This window comes from Chryseobacterium sp. G0201 (genome assembly GCF_003815655.1).
GTDB lineage: Bacteria > Bacteroidota > Bacteroidia > Flavobacteriales > Weeksellaceae > Chryseobacterium.
Map to the genome: position 1 here is coordinate 2,496,234 of NZ_CP033917.1, position 15,986 is coordinate 2,512,219.

Consider the following 15,986-nt stretch of genomic DNA (forward strand, 5'->3'; position numbering starts at 1 on the left):
TTATTTGTTAAATAATGATGAAAATGTTTTCAATACTGTTTAAAAACATGACAAATTAAATGAGAGATTTAGGAAGCTTTTAGGAATAAAAAACCTGCTGAACATATTCTAATTTCAAAAAAATAATATATTTTCAACAAAAAATTCCAATCGATTTGATTGGGATTTTTATTTTATTCAAACTGTTCTATTTAATATTTCTTGGAAAAATTTAACTTTGAAATATTTAATTCTATATTATCTACTATATTTTAGTTTTTTATTTTATGTTAAATCATTTATTCGAGAATTGTTCTTATCTTTCAAATCGAATTTAAAACTATTACATGAAAAAATTAACGAGAGAAAAATTAAAATCAACTTTTGCAGCAGGAGGTGTAGGCGGTAGTACTGGCGTAGGGTTAGAGCCGACAGATCCAACAGGACCAGCTTGTGGAGGATCTCATTGTCCCAATAACGATTACATTTGCTGCTATCATCAAACAGGAAGCTATTGTACCAGCAGATATTGCGACATCAAAGTCAACTAACAAAGATCCCTCATTTAGAGGGATTTTTTATTCTATATCTTAATCCCAAACTCAATTTTCCTTTCACGTTTAAAATAGGCTCATCATAAAGCACTCTTTGTTCACTTAATGAAACTACTTGGACTTAAATTGACTGTGTTGAATCTGAGATTTCTAAACTGTAATTTTTTCTGATCTTTTTCATGCAATAGTATAAGAATGGTGTCCTAACAAAGTAACAATTCTAATGTACATATGTAGTATATGATGAAGGATAGAAACGAAAAAAGACTCATAAATCATTGATTTACAAGTCTATTGCAGAGAGGAAGGGATTCGAACCCTCGATACAGTTACCCGTATACTACCTTTCCAGGGTAGCTCCTTCAACCACTCGGACACCTCTCTATTTGAGATTGCAAAAATAGACTAATTTATTGAACTGACAAATTATTAATCCAATTACTCAGTGATTTCTCCACACAAACTTTTAGCAAAATTATCTGCAAAAGTTCCGGTATAATTGGGATTGTCGATCAAATGCATTGCTTTTGTGATCGCACTTTCGGCAGTAATATCATTTCCGCTGATGGCTCCGATTCTTGAAAAAATATTACTGTTTTCATATTTTCCAAATGAGATTCCACCTGAAATACACTGACTTACCACTACGATTTCAGTTCCGTTATTTCTGATTTCCTGAAGTGTTTCCTGAGTTTTTTCACTGCTGAAAATCGTTCCTGAACCGAAAACCTGTAAAATAAGAACTTTCATTTTAGGAATTTCTTTAAAATGATGTAATTTCATTCCCGGAAAAATTCTCCAGAATAAAATATCTTCGGAAATGTGTTCGTCAACATGGAACTCCACATCAGGATCACAACGGTAAAGATTTTCTTTCACAATATTTAAATGAACTCCGGATTGGCCCAAAATAGGATAATTCGGGCTGGAATAGGCATCAAAATACTCAGCAGAATATTTCAATGTTCGGTTTCCTCTTAATAATTTATATTCAAAATAAATGGCGACTTCCTGAATGACGGCTTGATCATTTTCATACAAACTTGCATAATACAAACTCGTCAGAAGATTTTCTTTAGCATCTGTTCTCAGATCTCCAATGGGAAGTTGAGAGCCTGTAAAGATCACCGGTTTTTTCAAACCTTTTAACATGAAACTTAGTGCAGAAGCGGAGTAGGACATCGTATCTGTTCCGTGGAGAATCAGAAATCCGTCATATTCGTTATAGCTTTTAAGAATGTAATTGGCGATGATTTTCCATTCCTGAGGTCCCATATCCGATGAATCGAGCGGTTTTGCAAAAGGATGAACGAAAACTTCACATTCCATCAACTTCATTTCGGGCATTTTTTCGAAGATATTTCCAAAATCAAACGCACGAAGGCTTCCGGTTTCGTAATCTTTCTCCATACCGATGGTTCCTCCGGTATAGATGAGCAGGACTTTTCGTTTCATGTAGTACTTTTATTAGAATTTCACCGCTGTTTCAGGTTGGTTCCTCAAAATTACGTTAATTTGCAAAGATTTGAAAATGAATGGAAGATTTAGCGAAAACTTTTGAGTATTTAAAACAATTTTTAACAGATGAAAGACTGAGAAAGATCGATCATTTTTCTCCTGAAAGTTCTGATTTTGTGCTTCCTGTGATGGATGATGTGTACCAGTTCAGAAATGCGGCGGCGATTATAAGATCTGTGGAAGCTTGTGGTTTTCACAAAGTTGTGGCGATGGAGGAAGAAAATGTATTTGATCCGAATCTCACCGTAACAAAAGGTGCCGAAACCTGGGTTGAAGTTGAAAAAATGCCAAAAAATATTGATTCTTTACAAAAAATTAAAGATCGTGGATATAAAATTCTGGCTGTATCATTAGAAAAGAATGCAGTAATGCTTCCTGATTATCAAATTACAGAACCTATTGCCTTGGTTTTCGGAACTGAAATGGCAGGAGTTTCAGAAGAAGTAATTGATTTTGCGGATGAAACGCTGGCCATTCCGATGTATGGCTTTACAAGAAGTTTTAATGTATCGGTAGCAGCAGGAATTTGTATGTATGAATTAAAACAAAAACTGATTAATTCTAACCTCGATTACAAATTAAGCGATGAGAAATTATTGAAAATGAAGATCCGTTGGGCAGTAAATTCAATGCAAAGCGGACAGCAGATTTTTCAGAAGTATTTGAGAGATAACAATATTGAAATATAAGTAAAAAAGCACAGATTCATTCTGTGCTTTATGTTTATTTGAAAAATGTATTATTCTATATTACCCCAAAAACTCCAGTTGGATCCATTATAGAAACAAACTAGTTTTGCTACAGGATCATAGCACATCATCCCTGCTGATGGTGACTTTACGTTGGTTGCAGGATCAATGATTTTAGGTAGAATTAAAGCTTTATCGTTTGATTCTAACACCAATACGCCTTTAGCCGTTGAAGTCGGAGCTCCAATAATAACTCCTGCTGATCTGTCTTGTTCGGTTCCTATAAGTAGTGTTTTTGAAGTGCCTGTCTGGCCTGTAAGCTCGATCCAATCGGCACCGTTGTAATATTTTACTTTTGAAGAAGCGCCGTCAAAAACCAAAGTCCCTGCCGAAGTATCTGTCATGTTGATATTATTCGCTACCTGAGGTAGTATTATTCCTTTTGTTGTTCCTTCGGGGAAGTCTACTAAACCGCTACCGTCTACAGATTCTTTCTCTATACCTATTTGAGCGTTCGCAAGAGCAGATACAAAAAAAGATATAATAAATAGATTTACTTTTAAATTCATAATTAATTACATGTTTGGTTAATACAGCTCCATTGAGTTCCATCATATATTTTTAGACATACGTCATCCGTGTCGAATACGATCATTCCGTTTACAGGTGTTGCGATTGATACTTCCGGATCAGGAATTCTTGTTATTACAAGTCCTTTGTCATTAGATTCAAGTGCTAAAAATGCGTTATTCATGTCTGCAGGCCAGTTTGCCGTACTTTTAGAAGCTCTAGTTGAGACACCTATTTTAGTAATTTCAGGGGTTCCTGTTGCGCCGGGCTTGTAGCAAGGGCAGGCAAATGATTTTACAACATTTGAATAAATAAGACATCCTCCGGGTGGAGTTACAATGACATTGTATTCTGCTGCGGAATTATCTGTTATTGGAATTGAATAATTACTGTTGGTTCCTCCGGAAATAGGAGCTCCGTTTTTATACCATTGATAAGTACCTAAGCCGGGTGTTACAGATAAAGATAATGATGAACTTCCCGTAGTTCCTGTACAAGGTCTTGAACTAGGGCTGTTGGCTACCGCAATGGTGACGATAGGAGCCGTTCCAAATCCTGAATAATACCCTCCAAATCCTGCAGCACCACTTGCTCCTACTAATTCGGCCTGAATGGTTCCTGCTGAACTTACTCTTACGTTTTTAATGGTAGCTGTTCCTCCTGCAGCAGTGGCTATATTATATCTGTAGCTTCTCCAGTTTGGATTTCCCGGTACAGCTGTTCCTGCTGCTACAGTTGCTGCAAGAGCTGTTCCGCCTACCGTTACAACGGGGATGTTTGCTGTTCCGCTTGCGGCAAGTACTGCAAGCTCTGTATTGTCATATGAAGTTGTTCCAATCTGTTTAGCATCCGGAATCATGTTTACTGATGTCTGCCCGAAACATGAAAGAGGTGGGATAAACATAAAACTGTTCGTGTTAAGTGCAGAACTTCCGAATATTTTATGAAAAACATATACTGCTTTATTGGTTTTCAGGTACATATTTTTGTTGGTGAAAAAACTGGCCGGAACGATTTGATAATCTCCAATATTCGCTAATGTATAACTTGGATTTGCATTGGTATTCATGGTAATTGTTGTATTAGCTTCCGTCGCAACAACAATTACTCTTTCATAAGTTCCGCCATTTCCTTGCATTACTACATATTCGTTTCCTAATTGTTCTACGGGAACTAATTGGTCTACAGCAAAGTCGCGACTGTCTGAAAGTGTTCCGGTTTCAATACTTCCTTGTTGCATTAGACCTCCTACAGTAACGGCAATATTTTTATCTGCAGAAATTTTAGCACCCAGCCAGCCTCGGTCTTGTAAACTGAGTGCATTAAGTTTTACTTTGGCATAAAGTACAAAAGATTGCCCTTTTTGTAATGTTCTTGTAAAGGTAGTTCCTGTTAGTGGTGTCGCACTGGCTCCGTTAATAAATTGTGTCCCGGAATCAATATTAGATATAGTGATGACTGTATTATTTTCAGTAGCCATCATGGAGACCATGTTTCCAACTTCGGGAACATTCGTTGTAAATTCGTTGGGTGTTCCGCCCCAGAAGAAATTTTTCCCTAAAGCTACTTTTCCTTTTGTAAGTACAGATCCTGCTTGGGAACCGGATAATCCTCTATAATTGACGAAAAAATCATCAGTAGAAGTGAATAATAAACCTCCTACATTGGCGGGAATTATTGTTCCTGCTCTTGTGGTAGCTACTGTCATTGGCGATGATCCCGGTGGTAACACTACATTTGAAGCATTAATGACAGCTATTCTCACCGGAGTGGTATTGCTAAAGGTTACAACACCTGTAGTAACGTTAGCAGTTGTTGCTGCATTAATATTATAAACAGACAGTCTTGGAATAGTTGTTCCATCTGCCATTCTTACATTAACCGTGATATTTGCTGTAGACGGAGTCGAAAGATAGATATACTCTTCCGTTATGGTAGTGGTATCATATGCTCCAAAAATAATCGGTTGTAAATAATGGGTATTATCGAGTTGAGAAAAAAATAATTGGTATGCAAAAAATGCTAATAATAAATAAATACGCCTCACGATATTTTAGTTTTAGGCGCAAAAATATTAAAATTATACTACAATAATCAATTATATGTGATTAATTTTAAGTTAAGTAATTCCACGCTGCAACAAATATTCCTGCAGTTTCAGTTCTAAGTCTTTGGTTTCCAAGAGATACGGCTTTTATTTTACTATGCGATAAATAAGAAATTTCTTTATCAGAAAAATCTCCTTCAGGGCCAATTAAAAACGTAATATTTTCTAAATGTGGGATTTCCTTCAATCCAATCCTTTCTAAACTTTCATTACAGTGTGCTACAAAAGTAGTTTCTGGGTTACTATTTTTCAGAAAATCAGGAAGTTTAATTAAATCATTAATTACAGGAAAGTGGAATCGCAAACTCTGCTTTGAAGCTGCAATTGCTTGCTTTCTCAGTTTGTCAATATTGATATTTTTACGCTCTGTTTTTTCAGTTTGTAAAATGGTAATCTCAGAAATGCCCATTTCTACAGATTTTTCTATAAAAAACTCAATTCGATCGATGTTTTTCGTTGGCGCGATCGCAATGTGTAGTTTTGGATTAAAATCCGGAGTGTTGGTTTTAATTTCAGAAACTTCAATATTGGCTTTTTTACCTTCGATTACTAATGTTCCAGAAGCAACATTGCCTTTACCATCTGTCACATGAATTTCTTCACCATCTTTCATACGAAGAACTTTTACGATGTGCTGTTGTTCTTCGTCATTAATTATTGCTTTTCCGTTATTGATTTCGCCAAAAAAAAGTTTCATATAATAATATTTAAAATCTGCCTGAATTTTATTTATAAGTCATTATTAAAAGGTAATTTCATTATCGCTTAAAAATGCCACACCGGTTTTTATCGTAGTATAAATATCACCTTCACAATCTCTGTATGAACATGCGTAAATTTCTTCAATCCACTTATTATTCATAAAAATTAAATTCAAATATTCGTTTTTTCTTAAATTATTTTTGATAGATAGATAATCTCCTTCTTTAGGTTCGTAAGTAAAACTAAATACATTTTCTGAATTGATTTTCTCTACGATTTCTTCCTTTATATTCTGAACATATCCGATTTCTGAACTTATCATTATATAATCTTCGTCTTCAGATTTTTCTGTCACTTCATTTTTTCCTACAATGGTTTCTAAAACCCAGTAATATTTTGAGTTCTTTTTAGATTGTGTTCCAAGTATTTTTTCTTCTAACAATATTTTCATAAATCGTATTTTGCAGTTGCGGAAGTTCTAAGATCCGTAAATTCACCTCGCTCAAATTTTAATTGAGCAACCATAGCGATCATTGCCGCATTATCGGTCGTATATTCAAATTTTGGAATATAAATATTCCAGCCTAATTTCTCATGATTGTCCTGCATTGCTTTTCTCAACGCAGAATTAGCAGAAACTCCACCAGCAATGGCAACTTCTTTTATATCTAATTCTTTGGCTGCTTTTTCAAGTTTTGCCATCAAAATCTCAATGATTGTTTTCTGAACGGAAGCACAAAGATCAATTAAATTGTTTTTAATAAAATCAGGATCTTTTTTAACTTCTTTTTGTATAAAATATAAAACAGAAGTCTTAATTCCGCTGAAAGAATAATCGTAATTCTCTAATTTTGGTTTATTAAATTTAAAAGCATCAGGATTTCCTTCTTTAGCCAATCTGTCAATGATCGGACCTGCCGGATAATCCAAGTCAAAGATCTTCCCGATCTTATCAAATGCTTCTCCTGCAGCATCATCAATGGTTTTTCCGATAATTTCCATGTCAAAATAATCCTTTACCAAGACGATCATCGTATGTCCGCCACTTACCGTAAGGCATAAAAACGGAAACTTTGGCGGCATAGGATTTGCATCCTCGATGAAATGTGCTAAAATGTGTGCCTGCAGATGGTTTACCTCGATCAAAGGAACGTCCAAACTCATAGCTAATGACTTAGCAAAGGAAGTTCCTACGAGAAGAGAACCCAAAAGTCCGGGTCCGCGAGTAAATCCTATAGCAGAAATAGCATTTTGTTGTATATTTGCTTTAGTTAGAGATTTTTCAACAACGGGTATTATATTTTGCTGATGCGCGCGTGAAGCTAATTCAGGGACAACACCACCATATTCTTTGTGGATTTCCTGATTCGCGGCGATGTTTGACAGAATAGAATTTCCCTTGATGATAGCTGCTGATGTGTCGTCGCAAGACGATTCAATACCTAAAATTATAGAGTCGCTCATAATAATGGCAAAGTTAGAGAATAATAACGAGAATGAGAACAAAAAATCAGTAGCTGGAAACTTAGGTGATCAGGTACAGAAGACTGTTGAGGATGTAGAAGGAGTTGTAAAGGAAACGGTAAAAGAAGCATCTGAGCTGGCTTCAGATGCCATTCATCATCCTGTGCAGACTGCAGAAGAATTCGGGAAACAGGCTGTAAAAGATGTTACTAGCTATTCTTGGTGGGCAAAATTATTGCTGATTCTTTTCTGGCTGGTGTTGGGACTTATAACGTTAATCATTATCATTATCAATCTTCCTGCAACTAAACAATGGGCCGCAGATCAAGCTTTACAGATCGTAAATCAGGATTTTAAGGCAGATATGTCTACAGAAAGTGTGGAAGTTAATTTTTTTGGAAATGTTAAGATAAAAGGTTTAAAAATTAAAGATTATAAAGGTTTTGAGTTTATTACAGCTAAAGAATTTACGGCCAATTCAGATTGGTTTTCACTCGCAACAAATATTGGTAAACACAATTCTTTAAGCTTTAATTCTTTAACACTGAAAAATGCAAATATTCAGGTAATTACCTATAAAGGCGACAGTATTTCAAATTTTATTCGCTTTACGCAGCTTTTCGATAGCGGAAAAAAGAAAGATCCAAACAAACCTCCTTTTCAGCTGAATTCCAGATTGCAAATTATTGATTCTAAAGTTTCTATCATTAATAAAAACTCGCCAGGCGAGCCCGGAAAATGGTTAACGGCAACAAAATTCAATCTAAAAGCTCCAAATGTTAAAGTAAACGGAACTAATATTTCTGCTTTAATTAATAATATGTCCTTCGTCACAACAAGATGGGGGAAATCTCATTTTGTAGATACTTTTTCTACGGAACTTTCAATGTCGCAGGATTTTCTCTTGCTTAAAGATTTGACATTGAATACCGATCACACGCTTTTGCAGGGAGATATTAAATTTAATCTTCATAAAGGTTCTTGGGCAGATTTTGCCGACAAAGTTCGTTGGGACATGAATCTTAAGCAGGGAAGCCAGTTGAGCGGCTATGATATCAGCTATTTTGTAACGAATTGGGATAATTTTAAACCTTTCAATGTTTCCGGAAAAATGACGGGGCCGTTGAATAAATTTCACCTTGAAAATTTCCTGATCAGAAATCCTGACGTAAATATTGCCACTCAGACAATGAAGGTTAATAATTTACTGAAAGGTAATTTTTTAATCGAAACCAATAATCTTTCAACAGATTTTACATACAAAGACCTGAAAGCAATGATGCCTTCATTTATTTCTAAAAAAATGAAGAATTTCGCGGATGATTTCGGGAAACTAAAATACAACGGAGCCGCAAGGGTTACTCCGGAACAGGTTTACGTGCCTACCGGAAATTTAATGACCGGAATCGGGCAGGCAAAAATTACCAAGTTTTCTCTTACGGGATACAGTACGCCTGTTCCAAAATATTCTGGATATATTGAGGTGAATGATTTAAACACTTCGGTAATTACTAAAAATAAATCAGTTGGATTAATTTCAGGGAAATTTGATATCAATGGTCAGAGTTTCGATGTTAATACAATGCGTTTGACTACAAAATCGCAGATTACAAAGATCGAGATTATGAATAAAGAAATTAACAATCTTTATTTAGACGGTTTGTTGGATCACAAAAAATATAATGGATTAATCACAATTAATGATGAACAGGCGAAAGCAACTATAAAAGGGTTAATAGATTTCAGTACTCCAAAGATTTCTATGAATGTAGATGCTGATGTTGATCATTTAAACATGAATTATTTTACGGATAAACCGGGAAGCCAGATCGTGAGCGGAAAAGTTGTTGGTAAAATGGCAATGACTTCCATTAATGATCTGAACTTGGATGTTGAAGCCAGTAATATCAATTTTGCGACAGCGACTCAAAAATACGTTATTCCTAATGCTAAAATAAAAACCTTCCTGGAAGCGGGAGGTCGTGTGATCGATGTTGATGCTCCTGGAGCTGTAAACGGAAAGATTTCAGGGAAATATAATTTAGCTGATCTCGTAGGAATGGTTGAAAACGGAATCGGTAGAATATTAGTAGGTCCGCCACCAAGAAAATTATACAGAGGACAAAACTTTGCAGTGAATTTTGATGTTCAGCAAGGTTTGGTAAGTTACTTTATGCCTGATCTGAAACTTCCTCAAGGTGCTGTAGTTGAAGGGCAATATGACGGAAACTCTAATAATCTGATATTAAACCTTGATGCTGCTTCATTGAAATATATTATGACCAAAAAGGTTGAGATTACAGAGGCTGATAAGGCGTTAGCAGAAGCAAATCCTGACTATAAGATCAATGACAGAGATAATATAACCAGAGACAGCGCAATGGTCGACAGCGTCATGGTGAGAATTAATACGGCTAATCTTGACGAACAGATCTATGCTAAAATAAATAGGGTAGAATACAACAAAAATATACTAAAAGACGTCACGTTAAGCGGTAGAAATGAAAATAACAGCATTCTTCATTTAGCGACAAAATTTAAACACGGAAGTCCGGAAGATGAGCTTAGTGATCAATTGAAAGAATATGCAATAAATGTCAATCAGTCTACCAATGCTTCAGGAGATTTTGTTTTTAAATTTGAACCTACTGAAGTTAAATTCGGTAACGTTACCTGGGCAATCGACACGAGTCCGAAACTTGATCATTCTATCACCTATCGTAAAGCAACTTCCGATTTTGATATTAGAAATTTAAAGATTTATTCAGATAAAAGTTCACTGTTTATTAAGGAAGCTCAGTTTAAATCAGCCAAAGATTTTTATGTAGATGCTGATATTGAAGATTTTGCCATCGAAAAACTGCTGGAAATGCAGTCTGGCGGTAATTCAATGGATATCAAAGGTCTTGCTAACGGAAGTGTGAAGATCAAAATGGATAAAAGTACCCTTCAGCCTTTGGTTGATCTTACGGTTGATGATATTATGATGAACGGAAATGATATGGGCGACCTTACTATTTCAGCCACCAATGGATTTTCATTAAATGTTTATGATGTAGATGTAAAGGTAACATCGGCGGGTGTACTTGGCGGAAATAATTTAGATTTAACAGGTACGGTTAATAATAATACTTCTTCGCCAACCATTGATTTAACGGCTCAAATGCGTGAATTTGATGTGTCTTTTGCACAACAGTTCGTGCAGTCAGTTTTTGGAAATTTAAGAGGAAAAGCAACCGGAGATCTTAAAATCAACGGAAAATTAAATAACCTTGATTACAGTGGCGATATTGCAATGAAAGGTTTTGGATTAAAACTTTTATTCACGGGAGTAGATTATTCATTTGACGATACGGTGATTCCTTTATCTAAAGGGTTGGCGGTACTTAACAATATAAGTGTTCATGACGGAAGATCCAATTCACAGGGAACGATTTCCGGAGCAATTCAGTTTGAAACGCTTTCTTCAATGGGAGTCAACCTTGTAATGAGAGCAGATAATTTATTAATGCTGAACACCACACAAAAAGATTATGACCTTTTCTGGGGAAGAATTTACGGACAGGGTGATCTCTATGTTGACGGACCAGTTTCCGGACTGAGTATTTCAACACCAAATATGAAAGCATTGAACGGAAGTACATTTACTTTCAATTCAAGTTCTACATCAAATGTTGAAGAGTTTAAAATGTTGAGGTTCCTGAAAGAAGGAAAAGACGGATTGATCACTTTGGAAGACAAGAAAAAATCGGGAGCCAATATGAATATCGATTTTGATCTTGATGTTGATAAAGGAACAACGGTAAATGTATTAATTGGCGATGATGTAGGAAATATTACGGTAAAAGGTATTGCAGATAATTTAAGGTTCCAGATGAGCAGACAGGGAAGTATTGCGATGAATGGTACCTATAAAGTAGATAACGGAACATTCGTCTCTAAAGCGATTCTTAACAAAACCTTCCAGATTGCGAACGGAAGTAGTATTCGTTGGGATGGTGATGCCATGAAACCTGCTTTAGATATTAAAGCCAATTATGTGAGAATGGTTTCCAATGCGGGAGAATATTTGAATATGGGAGGTCTTCAGCCGATCAGTATCTTGCTTCAGGCCAATATCACGCAGTCTCTTATTGATCCTAAGATAGATCTGAATGTTTCAGCATTGGATGTTTCCAGTCAGATAAAAGAAACCTTGGCGGCAAAAATGAGCCAGGAAGGAGAGAAGGTTTTACAATTTGGTTCAATTCTATTGTTAAATAGTTTTAACGTTTCCAATACCGGTGGTGTAGATATAGATGTTGCCGGAGTTGCAGAATCTTCCGGATATAATTTGCTTTTAAAACAATTAGGCTCGGTTCTTAATGCGATGAGTAACGAGTTTCAGATTGACCTTAATTATGTGAAAGGAGACCAGAATTCAAATACAGGAGACAGGGCAAATGCCGGGGTAAGCTTTGCGCTTTCACCTAGAATTAAAGTAAAAACAGGTCTTGGAATTCCTTTAACAAAAACCGAAAGTACAGAAGCAAATTACCTTTCAGGTGAAGGATCTATTGAATATGATGTGTCTAAAAAGAATGACGGAAGCTTAATTTTGAGAGGATATTCTAAGCCGAGTAATATCGGAATGGGTGTTGGAGCAGGAACTAATGGTTCTGCTAATCAAGCTTATGGTGGGGGTATCGTATGGAGTAAAAGCTTCAATTCTTTGTTTAAAAAGAAGAAAAAAGATAAAAAACAGGCAGAAGTGAAAACAGAAATAAAAACAGATTCTTTAAAAACAGGGGGTAAATAATCAGAATGTTTTAATGATTTTTATCATACGTGTTAATTATTGTTAATATTTGATATAATTTTCAGGGTTAAATTATTTTTTCTAAATCTGCAAAGAATATATAGATTTTTTAAGGAAATTGTAATTTAACTAATATGAACTATCAACTGGACGAAATAGACAAGAAGATTCTTGACTTCTTAGTAGAAAACACAAGAATGCCTTTTACGGAAATTGCAAAGCAGATGGATGTTTCTGCGGGAACAATTCACGTAAGAGTGAAAAAAATGGAGGATGCAGGTATTATTTTGGGATCATCCCTTAATATCGATTATGGTAAATTAGACTATCATTTTACAGCTTTCATAGGAATTCTTTTAACAAAATCAAACCGTACTCAAGAGGTATTGAAAGAGCTTACAAGTATTCCTAACGTAATCGAAGCGAGCGTTATTTCAGGAAAATACAACATTTTCTGTAAAGTAAGAGCTAAGAATACGGATGATGCTAAAAGGATTATTTATCAAATAGATGATATCCAAGACGTAATGAGAACTGAAAGTATGATCTCAATGGAAGAATTCTTAAGTGATAAAAATAGATTGATCAACGCTATTTCTATTTAATCAAATTTTAAACGAATAACTATAAAAGAACTTATGAAATCTCTCATAAGTTCTTTATTTTTGTACTTATGGAAGAATACAGTTACTTTGACGAAGATCCGAAGAAAGGATGGGGCTTTATTGCGGCATTTGCCTCTTTGATGTTGTTTACGATAATGGGATTGGGAATTGATGTAGATGAATACCTGCAGCATGAGTTTCTCAATATCCCAAGATGGTATTTTTATGTTATTTTCTCAATCGATGCATTGATGGTAATAAGCTTAGTGCTGATGTTCTTTTATAAGAAAATTGGGATCTATATATTTCCTGTACTGTTGGTTTTGCACTTCTTTATGCACAACTATTATTTATCAACATTTTTGTATACAGACGTTACCAACCTTTTCCTTTTTACAGGATTTGGAATGCTGGCGATTATTCCGAAGTGGAAGTTTTTTAAGTAAAAAAATATTCTTTAAAAATTAACAAGACTGTGGAAAATCTTCAAAATTTAAATATTGAGTTAAAAAAATATCTGGAACAAATAAGTCCACAACTCATTGTTGATTTGACAGATTTGATTAATGGAAAGGATATAATTTATCTCAACAATAAAAACGAGACCGATACAAAAGCATTCTATTTTGAATATCAGTATGACTATTTAGATATCATATGTTGGTCAGTTGATCAATTTGGTGAAAGAATTACGGAAACAATCAAACTACCTTTAAAAAAGTTTGACAGAATAAAAGGAAGTAGTGATTGGAATGCTTTGATACCAAAACAAATTTGGGAAGTTGCTGCAGAATTTGAAGATAACTATGAAGAGGATGATCTGGATGATATTCTCGATGAATATAATACTGAAAAATACGAACTGTTTGAAAACTGGTTTTTAGAATGCTGGAAAAAGGCTTCAGAAAAGATTAATGTAAAAACTGACACCTATTTTTCTATCCACGATACTTATTTTAAAACTGACTTAAACTCAATGGAGACTATAAATACGGACGAAATAGCTAAACGTTATAAATAGCTAACGATATTAAATAAAAAATGCCTCAAAATTTTTGAGGCATTTTTCTATATCAAAAAATGATATTATTTCTCTAAAATTCTCTTCACAGCTTCTTTCACAGCGGTAGAATCGATTTTATATTTTTTCATTAATTCAGCAGGCGTTGCAGACTCTCCGAAAGTATCATTTACAGCAACAAATTCCTGTCTTGTAGGTCTTTTTCTTGCTAACATTCCCGCAACAGATTCACCTAAACCACCAAGATAGTTGTGCTCTTCTGCTGTAACAATTTTTCCGGTTTTTTCAACTGATTTTAAGATGATTTCTTCGTCCAAAGGTTTAATTGTATGGATGTTGATCACCTCACAAGAAATACCTTCTTTTTCAAGCTCGTCTGCAGCTACAAGAGATTCCCAAACCAAATGACCTGTTGCAACAATTGTTACATCAGTTCCTTCCTGAAGCATAATTCCTTTTCCAATCTCGAAAGGCATATCTTCCGGAATGAAAACCGGAACTACAGGTCTTCCGAATCTTAGGTAAACCGGTCCTTCGAAGTCAGCAATAGCTAAAGTTGCTGCTTTAGTTTGATTATAATCACAAGTGTTGATTACGGTCATTCCCGGAAGCATTTTCATCATTCCGATGTCTTCCAAAACCTGGTGAGTAGCTCCATCTTCACCCAAAGTAAGACCTGCATGAGAAGCACATATTTTTACATTTTTATCAGAGTATGCGATAGACTGACGGATCTGGTCATAAACTCTTGAAGTAGAGAAGTTAGCAAAAGTTCCCGTGAAAGGAATTTTTCCTGTGATGCTAAGTCCTGCAGCGATTCCCATCATATTTGCTTCTGCAATTCCTATCTGGAAGAATCTTTCCGGTGCTTTTTCAATGAATTTCTCCATTTTCAAAGAACCGATAAGGTCTGCACAAAGTGCTACTACATTAGGGTTTTTATCAGCAAGTTCAGCTAATCCGGCCCCAAATCCTGAACGTGTATCTTTTTTTTCTGTATATGTATATTTCATTTTATTAAAATTTTTGATAATTGATAAATTATAGTTGATAAAAGATAATGTTACACATCATTTATCAGTGATGATTCATCATTTATTATTAATAGTCTGCAGGAGCTTCTAAATATAATTGTTTGAATGCAGTATCCAATTGCTCGTCATTAGGAGCTTTTCCGTGCCAAGCGTGAGATCCCATCATATAATCTACACCGTAACCCATCTCTGTATGAAGAAGGATTACCACTGGTTTTCCTTTTCCTGTCTCAGTTTTTGCTCTCTCAAGGATAGCAATTACCGCTTCAAGATCGTTACCGTTTTTCTCTTCCAAAACAGTCCACCCGAAAGCTTCCAGTTTAGCATGAAGATTTCCTAAGCTTAATACATCATCTGTATCACCGTCGATTTGACGACCGTTGTAGTCAATTGTTGAAATAATGTTATCCACTTTTTTAGCAGAAGCATACATCAGGGCTTCCCAATTTTGACCTTCCTGCAATTCTCCATCTCCATGTAAAGTATATACTAAAGAACTGTCTCCGTCCAATTTTTTACCTTGAGCCACACCTAAAGCTACAGAAAGCCCTTGACCAAGAGATCCTGAAGCGATACGGATTCCCGGAAGACCCTCATGAGTAGTTGGGTGTCCTTGTAGTCTTGAATCTAATTTTCTGAAAGTTTTTAATTCTTCAACTGGAAAAAAATTAAATCTGGCTAAAGTAGAATAGAAAACCGGTGAAATGTGTCCGTTTGAAAGATAAAAATGATCTTCATTTTTCCCCTCCATTGTGAAAGGAAGGTTATAGTTCATTACCTTTCCGTAAAGTGCTGTGAAAAATTCTGTACAACCTAAACTTCCGCCAGGGTGTCCGGAATTTACATCATGAACCATTCTTAAAATGTCTCTTCTGATTTGTGTAGTAAGAGATTTCAACTCTTCGATACTTTTACTCATTATCTGATTTATTTGCACACAAATCT

The 15,986-nt window shown here is 35.2% G+C and carries 14 protein-coding genes and 1 tRNA gene; 6 read left to right on the forward strand and 9 right to left on the reverse strand.

Annotation, left to right across the window (positions count from 1 at the left end):
* Positions 1–326 precede the first annotated feature (326 nt).
* The gene (locus EG348_RS11250; protein WP_123983211.1) at positions 327–530 is read left to right on the forward strand and encodes a hypothetical protein; all 204 of its coding nucleotides are present in this window, start codon (positions 327–329) and stop codon (positions 528–530) included.
* Between the two features lie 300 nt (positions 531–830).
* Here EG348_RS11250 and EG348_RS11255 read toward each other — a convergent pair.
* Together EG348_RS11255 and EG348_RS11260 are read right to left on the reverse strand one after the other, a co-directional pair.
* Positions 831–917: transfer RNA gene (locus EG348_RS11255), tRNA-Ser, on the reverse strand.
* A 54-nt stretch (positions 918–971) separates the two neighbouring features.
* Complete coding sequence (locus EG348_RS11260; protein ID WP_123983212.1) at positions 972–1,988, reverse strand: asparaginase; 1,017 nt, start codon at positions 1,986–1,988, stop codon at positions 972–974.
* Positions 1,989–2,068: 80 nt separating this feature from the next.
* Between EG348_RS11260 and EG348_RS11265 the strand changes: the two genes are divergently transcribed.
* Positions 2,069–2,740, forward strand: coding sequence for a TrmH family RNA methyltransferase (locus EG348_RS11265; protein WP_123983213.1), 672 nt, complete (start codon positions 2,069–2,071; stop codon positions 2,738–2,740).
* Between the two features lie 50 nt (positions 2,741–2,790).
* Here EG348_RS11265 and EG348_RS11270 read toward each other — a convergent pair whose 3' ends face one another.
* From EG348_RS11270 to tsaD, 5 genes are all read right to left on the reverse strand, one after another.
* Positions 2,791–3,309: a hypothetical protein gene (locus EG348_RS11270; protein ID WP_123983214.1), complete on the reverse strand. Its 519-nt coding sequence runs from the start codon at positions 3,307–3,309 to the stop codon at positions 2,791–2,793.
* 2 nt (positions 3,310–3,311) lie between these two features.
* Positions 3,312–5,357, reverse strand: a complete 2,046-nt coding sequence (locus EG348_RS11275) for an IgGFc-binding protein (protein WP_123983215.1) — start codon at positions 5,355–5,357, stop codon at positions 3,312–3,314.
* A gap of 67 nt (positions 5,358–5,424) precedes the next feature.
* Positions 5,425–6,114 carry an RsmE family RNA methyltransferase gene (locus tag EG348_RS11280; protein WP_123983216.1) on the reverse strand — a complete coding sequence of 230 codons (690 nt, stop codon included), beginning with the start codon at positions 6,112–6,114 and terminating at the stop codon, positions 5,425–5,427.
* A gap of 45 nt (positions 6,115–6,159) precedes the next feature.
* The gene (locus EG348_RS11285) at positions 6,160–6,570 is read right to left on the reverse strand and encodes a hypothetical protein (protein WP_123983217.1); all 411 of its coding nucleotides are present in this window, start codon (positions 6,568–6,570) and stop codon (positions 6,160–6,162) included.
* On the reverse strand, positions 6,567–7,583 hold the full coding sequence (tsaD, locus tag EG348_RS11290; protein WP_123983218.1) for a tRNA (adenosine(37)-N6)-threonylcarbamoyltransferase complex transferase subunit TsaD: 1,017 nt from the start codon (positions 7,581–7,583) through the stop codon (positions 6,567–6,569). The genes EG348_RS11285 and tsaD overlap by 4 nt, the downstream gene beginning before the upstream one ends.
* Positions 7,584–7,587: 4 nt before the next feature.
* On the opposite strand from tsaD, the gene EG348_RS11295 reads away from it, so the two are divergent.
* The 4 genes from EG348_RS11295 to EG348_RS11310 all read left to right on the forward strand — a co-directional run bounded on the left by EG348_RS11295 (position 7,588) and on the right by EG348_RS11310 (position 14,007).
* Entirely contained in the window at positions 7,588–12,381 is a 4,794-nt protein-coding gene (locus EG348_RS11295) for a translocation/assembly module TamB (protein WP_123983219.1), read from the forward strand.
* A gap of 134 nt (positions 12,382–12,515) precedes the next feature.
* Positions 12,516–12,986 (forward strand): Lrp/AsnC family transcriptional regulator, encoded by a 471-nt coding sequence (locus EG348_RS11300; RefSeq protein ID WP_066751538.1) that lies wholly within the window; start codon positions 12,516–12,518, stop codon positions 12,984–12,986.
* A gap of 68 nt (positions 12,987–13,054) precedes the next feature.
* Positions 13,055–13,432 carry a hypothetical protein gene (locus EG348_RS11305; RefSeq protein ID WP_123983220.1) on the forward strand — a complete coding sequence of 126 codons (378 nt, stop codon included), beginning with the start codon at positions 13,055–13,057 and terminating at the stop codon, positions 13,430–13,432.
* A gap of 29 nt (positions 13,433–13,461) precedes the next feature.
* A complete protein-coding gene (locus EG348_RS11310; RefSeq protein ID WP_123983221.1) occupies positions 13,462–14,007 on the forward strand; it encodes a hypothetical protein in 546 nt (181 codons plus the stop codon).
* A gap of 65 nt (positions 14,008–14,072) precedes the next feature.
* Here EG348_RS11310 and EG348_RS11315 read toward each other — a convergent pair whose 3' ends face one another.
* Positions 14,073–15,020: a transketolase family protein gene (locus tag EG348_RS11315; protein WP_123983222.1), complete on the reverse strand. Its 948-nt coding sequence runs from the start codon at positions 15,018–15,020 to the stop codon at positions 14,073–14,075.
* Between the two features lie 88 nt (positions 15,021–15,108).
* Positions 15,109–15,960 carry a transketolase gene (locus EG348_RS11320; RefSeq protein ID WP_123983223.1) on the reverse strand — a complete coding sequence of 284 codons (852 nt, stop codon included), beginning with the start codon at positions 15,958–15,960 and terminating at the stop codon, positions 15,109–15,111.
* Positions 15,961–15,986: the final 26 nt, after the last annotated feature.